The sequence below is a fragment of the Streptomyces sp. RP5T genome, from assembly GCF_003933965.1.
GTDB lineage: Bacteria > Actinomycetota > Actinomycetes > Streptomycetales > Streptomycetaceae > Streptomyces.
Window position 1 is genome coordinate 1 of sequence record NZ_RSAJ01000453.1, and the last position, 6820, is coordinate 6820.

At 65.3% G+C, this 6820-nt stretch carries 4 protein-coding genes and 1 pseudogene; 4 read left to right on the plus strand and 1 reads right to left on the minus strand.

Annotation, left to right across the window (positions count from 1 at the left end):
* Window positions 1-575 precede the first annotated feature (575 nt).
* From EHS43_RS33160 to EHS43_RS33175, 4 genes are all read left to right on the plus strand, one after another.
* A complete protein-coding gene (locus tag EHS43_RS33160) occupies window positions 576-2804 on the plus strand; it encodes an MMPL family transporter (protein WP_125194361.1) in 2229 nt (742 codons plus the stop codon).
* A gap of 162 nt (window positions 2805-2966) precedes the next feature.
* Window positions 2967-4274, plus strand: a complete 1308-nt coding sequence (locus EHS43_RS33165) for an MFS transporter (RefSeq protein ID WP_125194362.1) — start codon at window positions 2967-2969, stop codon at window positions 4272-4274.
* A 49-nt stretch (window positions 4275-4323) separates the two neighbouring features.
* Window positions 4324-5685: an acyclic terpene utilization AtuA family protein gene (locus tag EHS43_RS33170; RefSeq protein WP_125194363.1), complete on the plus strand. Its 1362-nt coding sequence runs from the start codon at window positions 4324-4326 to the stop codon at window positions 5683-5685.
* A gap of 5 nt (window positions 5686-5690) precedes the next feature.
* Complete coding sequence (locus tag EHS43_RS33175; protein WP_125194364.1) at window positions 5691-6038, plus strand: DUF4387 domain-containing protein; 348 nt, start codon at window positions 5691-5693, stop codon at window positions 6036-6038.
* A gap of 2 nt (window positions 6039-6040) precedes the next feature.
* On the opposite strand, the pseudogene EHS43_RS33180 reads toward EHS43_RS33175, so the two are convergent.
* Window positions 6041-6706: pseudogene (locus tag EHS43_RS33180) on the minus strand (transposase); the annotation flags it as partial.
* Between the last annotated feature and the right edge of the window lie 114 nt (window positions 6707-6820).

Sequence of the window (6820 nt, forward strand, 5' to 3'; positions counted from 1 at the left end):
GCCCCGAGCCCCACCCCCCACTCAACTCGCTCTTCGACACCCATGCGTCTACGAACGTGACGACGCCTGTCAGGCCGATTGGCTCGGTGGTCATTGACAGGGGGCGGGAACTTTTGATCGGTCAAGTATCAGGTTGTGTGGCGTTCTTCAGGGCCTTGAGACGGGGGAGTGAACCGATCAGCCTGTGAACGCGTTGCACAGGCCGAGGTGCTGTTGTCCCTGTTGGAGGCGGGACGGGGCGTTGCGGGAGCGGGAGGTTGGCGAACGTATTGCCCGACGCAGTTGGTCGGGTACCGGCCTCGGCGCAGGCTTGACTTTGCCGGTGAGCTGCGGTGATGGCGCGGGACGGGTCCGGCCACAGCCTGGGTCGCGCGGGTGAACGACGCCGGTAGCGCCGTCCCAGCAGTGCCGGAGGCTTAGGTATGACGCCTACCGGCCGCGCAGCGGCCAGTCCCGCTCGTTGCTCTGCTGCCCGCTCGATCAGCGCGAAACGGTCCACCGCACTTTCCCACCATGGCACTTTGCCCTTTCAGCTCGGCCGCGTTCTTGCGGGGCCCCTCTTTGGAGTACTGCTCATGGCAACCCTGTTGTACCGGCTCGGCCGGGCCAGTTACCGGCGCCGCAAGCTGGTGATTTCACTCTGGCTCGTCTTCCTCGTCGCTGTGATCGCGGTGATGTCGCTGTTTGGTGGAGTCGGCAAGCTCAACGATGAGTTCGCCATCCCGGGCTCTGAAAGCCAGCAAGCGCTGGATGCGGCGGGCCGGGAGTTCCCCGGAACGGCAGGAACGAGTGCCCAGTTGGTCTTCTCTGCGCCGAGCGGACACAAGGTGACCGAGCCTCGTTACATGGCGGCGATAGACGCGGCCGTGGCGAAGGCCGCTGAGGCTCCGCAGGTCGTCAAGGTGACTCCACCCCAGCAGATCGGGGGAGTCTCAGCTGACCAGGATGTCGCTGTCGCCCAGGTTACCTATGACGTGGCAAAGGAAGATCTACGCGCCGGCAGCCTCGAGGCCCTGGACGCCGCCGTCAAGCCGGCTGCGGACGCCAGGCTGGACGTCGCGGTGGGCGGTGCTGCGTTCGCCGGAGGCGGGGCCGAGCCAGGCCCGCATGACTTGATCGGTGTGATCGTCGCCGTCATCGTGCTCACCATCACCTTTGGCTCACTGCTCGCGGCCGGGATGTCGCTGCTGACCGCGCTCGTCGGTGTCGTGGCAGGAGTGGCCAGCGTCCTCGCGCTGGCTGGCATTGCGGACATCTCCTCCACCGCGCTGACCTTGGCGCTGATGATCGGGTTGGCCGTCGGGATCGACTATGCCCTGTTCGTCCTCACGCGCCACCGGTCCCAGCTCTCCGAGGGCGACGATCCCGAACATGCGGCAGGTATCGCGACCGGGACGGCGGGTGGTGCTGTCGTGTTCGCAGGACTCACGGTAATCATCGCCATGGCCGGCCTGTCGGTCGTCGGTATCCCGTTCCTGACCGTGATGGGCCTGGCCGCCGCTCTCTCGGTGTTCGCCGCTGTGGCCGTGGCCCTGACACTGTTGCCCGCGTTCTTCGGCGTCGCCGGACGCCGCCTCGCCCCGAAGACAGGAAGCCGGGCCGCCCGCCGGGAGAACGCTTCCCACGCCGATGCCGACACGTCTCGGTCGGCCAACGCCGGTGAGCGCTGGGTCCGGCTCGCAACAGCCAAGCCGTGGCTGACCGTCCTCATGGTCGTCGCCGCTCTCGGCGCATTGGCGTGGCCAGCACGGAGCATGAGCCTCGCCATGCCGGACAACGGCTCCGCCTCCACCCAGACTTCTCAGCGTGCCGCGTACGACACCATCGACAAGGCGTTCGGCCCCGGTTTCAACGGCCCTCTGATCGTGCTGGCGGACACTGGCCGATCCGCCGCTCCGAAAAGGACTGCGGCTGCCATCGCACAGGACCTGCAGAAGCTCGAGGGCGTGGCCTCCGTCACCCCGCCCGCCTTCAATGCCTCTGGCACCTACGGAATCATCCAGGTGATACCGAAGAGTGCACCGGACTCAAAGGCCACCGAAGCCCTGGTCGCCACCATCCGCGACAAGAAGCCGGCGATAGAAAAGGACACCGGGGCGTCGATTCGGGTCACTGGCAAGACGGCAGTCTCCATCGACCTCTCCAGCCAGCTCTCCGCGGCTCTTGTCCCGTTCGGCGGCGTCGTCGTGGGGCTGTCTCTCCTGCTCCTGCTCGTCGTCTTTCGCTCGTTCGTCGTGCCTTTGAAGGCGGTGTTCGGATACCTGCTGTCGATAGCGGCAACCTTCGGTGCAACGGTGGCCGTCTTCACCGGTGGCCACCTCCAGGGCCTGGTCGGCGCTGAGGGCACCACCCCGATCGCATCGTTCCTGCCGGTGGTGGTCATGGCCGTGCTGTTCGGCCTCGCCATGGACTACGAGGTATTCCTGGTCTCCCGTATCCACGAGAACTACAGCCACACCCGCAAGCCCCTGCACGCGGTCCACCAGGGAGGCCGTCACAGTGCCAGGGTCGTCACCGCCGCGGCGCTGATCATGACGTCAGTATTCGCGGCCTTCGTCTACAACGAGAGCATGATTCTCAAGCAGATCGCCTTCGCGCTCACCCTTGGTGTGCTCATCGATGCGTTCGTGGTCCGCATGACCTTTGTTCCCGCTTTCCTCGCCCTGACCCGACACACCGCCTGGTGGCTGCCTCGATGGCTCCGTACCCGCCTCCCCGACCTCGACATCGAGGGTGCCCGTCTCAATCGAGCTCACAGCGACGCGCCGGAAGAGCAGGAGCCGGTCCTCGCGGCCCGCGACTGAGCCACGTACAGCCCGGTGCGAGTCGGGTATGTCAGTCCGCCTAAAAGGGCATCACCGAGCCGTCCTCATGTAACTGTCCAAGCAAGCCTGGCCCTTGGCGCTCGCCCTGGGGTTCAGGGTGGGCCTATAAGCAATGTGCTGTAGTACATTGCGGGAGCATAGATGTCTGAATCCCCCGCCACAGACCCGGTGGTCGACGCGGAAGCCTTCCGCCACCCGCGGCCTCCGAGCGATCGCATGAACCGCAGCGCCGTGCTGTGGGTCACCCTCGCTGTTTTCGCACAGGAAGCCGTATGGAACTTCTACGATGCTCAGGTTCCTGAGCAACTGCGCCACTACTTTTCCTCCGCCGGGGCCATCGGGCTCGTCATGGGCCTGGACCACTCTTGGGGAATTTTCACACAGCCAGCCGTCGGCTTCTTCTCGGACAAGCTCGCCCGGCGCAGCACCGGGCGCTGGCCCATCGTGCTGATCGGAGCCTGCGCGGCGACGGTGCCCTTCATCGCCATTCCCTGGGCGAACAACCTACCCATGCTGATGGTGTGTGTGGTCGGCTTCGCCGCGATCGCCAACGCGTTCAAGGGAGTTACCGAGACCCTGATATCCGACTACGTCGTGCCTTCACACCGCAGCCGGGCTCAGGGCTTTGTCAAGGGCGGGGTCAGTCTGACCATCGTCGTCTCCTCCCTGATCAGCCTCTTCGTCGTGGATCGCAGCCTTCATCTCGCCTTCGCGCTTCCGCCACTGCTGATGCTGATCACGCTGGGACTGTCATGGGTATTCCTCGGCCGCCGTCACAGTGAAGTCATGGTGATCGAGGAACACCGCGCCCAGGACGAGGCCGCTGGGGAACCGGAGTTCACCTCCCCGTGGACGATCCTGAAGAACGCCGTGTTCAGCCCTTCCAGCCCCATGCTGCTGCTGATGATCGGCATCTTCTGCTTTGCCGGCATGTGGTCGGCGCAGCGCTCGCTGATGACTCCCTACGGTGTTGAAGTTCTCCACCTGTCCCGCGGCGCAGCAGGAGGGCTTGCCCTGCCTGGAGCGATCGCCTTCCTTGTCTGCGTGCTGCCCATCGCCTATCTCTCGGACCGGCTCGGACAGCTGCGCGCCATGCGCTACGGCGTCGGCCTCTTTATTGTCGGCCTTCTCGTCGGCTTCGCCCTGCCGACCCTGCCTGGCACGATCGGCTCGATGGTACTGGCCTCCCTCGGTTATGCCTCGTTCGCCGTCAACGCGCTGGTCGCTCTGTGGAACCTGGCTCCTTCGCAAAAGGTGCTCGGTACCTACACTGCGCTGTACACGATCGCCTCGGCTTCTGGAATGGCGTTGGGTCCGGCGATCCTTGGCACCACAGTCGACCTGACTAGTTGGCGTTTCATGCTGCTCAACGCAGCCGCCTTCGCGACCGTCACTTTCACGGTCTTCACACTCCTGGCTCGTCGCACAGCTGACGGTCCCGCTTCCTGACGTCGTTGGCGTCCACTTCCTCACCTGAATGACGAAAGGCACTATCCCTATGGAACTCCGCATCCTGGCCCCTACCGGCGCGCTCGGGGCAGGATTCGACGCCGACGCGTTCGCTCGCGGCGTCGCGGCCCGCCCGGACGTGATCGCCTGCGACGCTGGATCCACGGACTCCGGTCCGGCGGCATTGGGCTCCGGTACTCCGAAGCTGTCCAGCCAGGCCGTGACTCGCGATCTACGCCTGCTCCTCAAGGCCCGGGATGAGCTCGGCGTGCCGCTCATCATCGGATCTTGCGGCACGTCCGGGCGTGACGCCGGCGTCGACCAGGTAGCAGAGATTGCCGGGCGGATCGCAGCCGAGGAGAACCTGAGCTTCAAGCTCGGGCTGATCTACTCCGATCAGCCCGCCGCGAGCCTGCAGGAACTGTACGATGCCGGCCGGATCAAGCCCCTGGCCAACGCGCCTGCGATTAATCGAGAACTGTTCGAGCGCAGCCATACCGTTGCCATGATGGGCATCGAGCCCATCCAGGAGGCTCTGGAGGCCGGCTGCGACGTTGTCCTCGCCGGCCGGGCCAGTGACACGGCGTTGTTCGCTGCCGTTCCCCACCTGCGCGGCGCAGCCCCTGGCCTGACCTGGCACATGGCGAAGACCATTGAATGCGGCGCTGCCTGCGCGATTCCTCCGTCGGCTAACCCCCTGCTCGTGACCCTTCGCGATGACCATTTCGACGTCACCACGCTGGCTGACGGCAGCCGACTTACGCCTCGCTCGGTTGCGGCTCATACGTTGTACGAGAATGCCGACCCTTATCACATCGCTGAGCCATCAGGTGTACTCGACACCAGCGAAGCCACTTACGAGGCCGTCGATGGGCAGACGGTCCGTGTTCGTGGCGCCCGGTACATTCCCGCAGACGGCTATACCAACAAGCTGGAAGGTGCCGAACTCGTCGGCTACCAAACCGTCATCATCGGCGGCGTGCGCGACCGTATCGTCGTCGACGCACTCCCCAAACTCCTCCCTGCAGCCAAGAATTACTTCGAGTCCAAGATCCGCGATGTGTTCAATGGCGATGTCGACCCCGCGTCCGTCGACATCGACTACCGCCTCTACGGTGCGGGTGCCGTCCTTGCCGACAGGGAACCCACCTCACTGGACCCCGCGGAACTCGGTGTTTTGATCACCATCACGGCATCTGACCAGGCCACCGCCCACACTGTTGCCACATTCGTGGCGCACGCTAGCAGTCATCTGCCGATCGCCGAATACGACGGCCTGGTCTCCACCCTGGCCTACCCCTACTCACCCCCCGAGATGGACCGAGGCCCGCTCTACCGCTTCACCCTCAACCACGTAGTCACTGGTATCACCCCCACTGAACTGTTCCGCACCGTCACTCAGGAGCTGTGACCTCCATGACCACGCTGCTCGACTACTGCTCTCTGGTCCGTTCAAAGAACGCCGGCCCCTTCACCCTTACGTTCGACTTCGTCTGCCATGACCAAAGCGCCTACGACCGTCTCGTCGCCACTGGGTTCCTGAACAAGAACCTCTTCGCCACCCTCTACGGAGCTAAGCTGGATGACATCCTCGTTGTGAACCATCCGCTCGCCCTCGCAGTGAAGGTCTCCTTGCCGCGGCCGACCGTCCAGGGTGACGTTCACGACGCCGACTGCTATGCGGGCCAGCAGTATGCGCCCCTCATGGACATGGAAGTCTCCCGCGAAGTGGCCGAGGCCTCCGAACCAGCAGGGACCCGCTGACCGCGGTCGAGGGCGGCGGTAATGTGGCTGGTCCAGGGCCAGTGCCGGGCCAGGCGGAGGACCGCCGACGGCCTGTGGTGACGAGTTGCCCGGCCGCGGTGAACAGGCGAAGCTGCAGGCGGCGGGGCTCCCAGAGGCGGGCGGTGCCGGTTAGCGCGAGCATCGGCATCCAGGGCAGCAGGTCGAGTGCGAGCTGGACGATCTCCAGCCAGATCCGGTTTTGGCCCATGCGCTTCAGGGGCAGGGTGCGCAGGCCGGTCGAGCGGGCGGCCCGGATGCGGTCCTCGGCCCTCGCCCGCAGCCGGTGACGGAGCTCGAGCTCGGCGATCGGCCGGTCCGAGGTGTTGGTGGCGAAGAGCAGGTCAGCCTCATGCCGTCCGCGTCCGTGAGCCTCAACTGGGTACCGGGATGCGGCCGTTCCTTCCGGACGATCAGCCGCATCCAATGGGCCAGCCGTCGAGGACATCGCCGGTGAGTTCGGTGACCCAGACCCCGTCCCAGATCTCGCCGTCCGCCTCGACGGCAGGCGTCCAGGCCGATGCCGGGACCTGCAGAACGCGGCTGTGGATCGAGTCGGTGATCACCATGCCGACCGAGTAGGACAACCACCGTCCCCGCTGAGCGAGCCAGGCGACGAAGTCGTGGGTGCCGCCCGCGGAGTCGGTGCGTTTAGCTCAACAACCAGGACCAGCCGTTAAGTTGACGCACCCGGCTTGTGGAGGGTGCTCAGCGTCGGCGTCCGGTTTTGTTCGGTGGCTGTGCGTGGGTGGGGGGTGGCGTGC

What these genes read in the sequence shown, in the direction of transcription:
- EHS43_RS33160 (WP_125194361.1), top strand. Translation starts at nt 576, where the DNA reads ATGGCAACCCTGTTGTACCGGCTCGGCCGGGCCAGTTACCGGCGCCGC.
- EHS43_RS33165 (WP_125194362.1), top strand. Translation starts at nt 2,967, where the DNA reads ATGTCTGAATCCCCCGCCACAGACCCGGTGGTCGACGCGGAAGCCTTC.
- EHS43_RS33170 (WP_125194363.1), top strand. Translation starts at nt 4,324, where the DNA reads ATGGAACTCCGCATCCTGGCCCCTACCGGCGCGCTCGGGGCAGGATTC.
- EHS43_RS33175 (WP_125194364.1), top strand. Translation starts at nt 5,691, where the DNA reads ATGACCACGCTGCTCGACTACTGCTCTCTGGTCCGTTCAAAGAACGCC.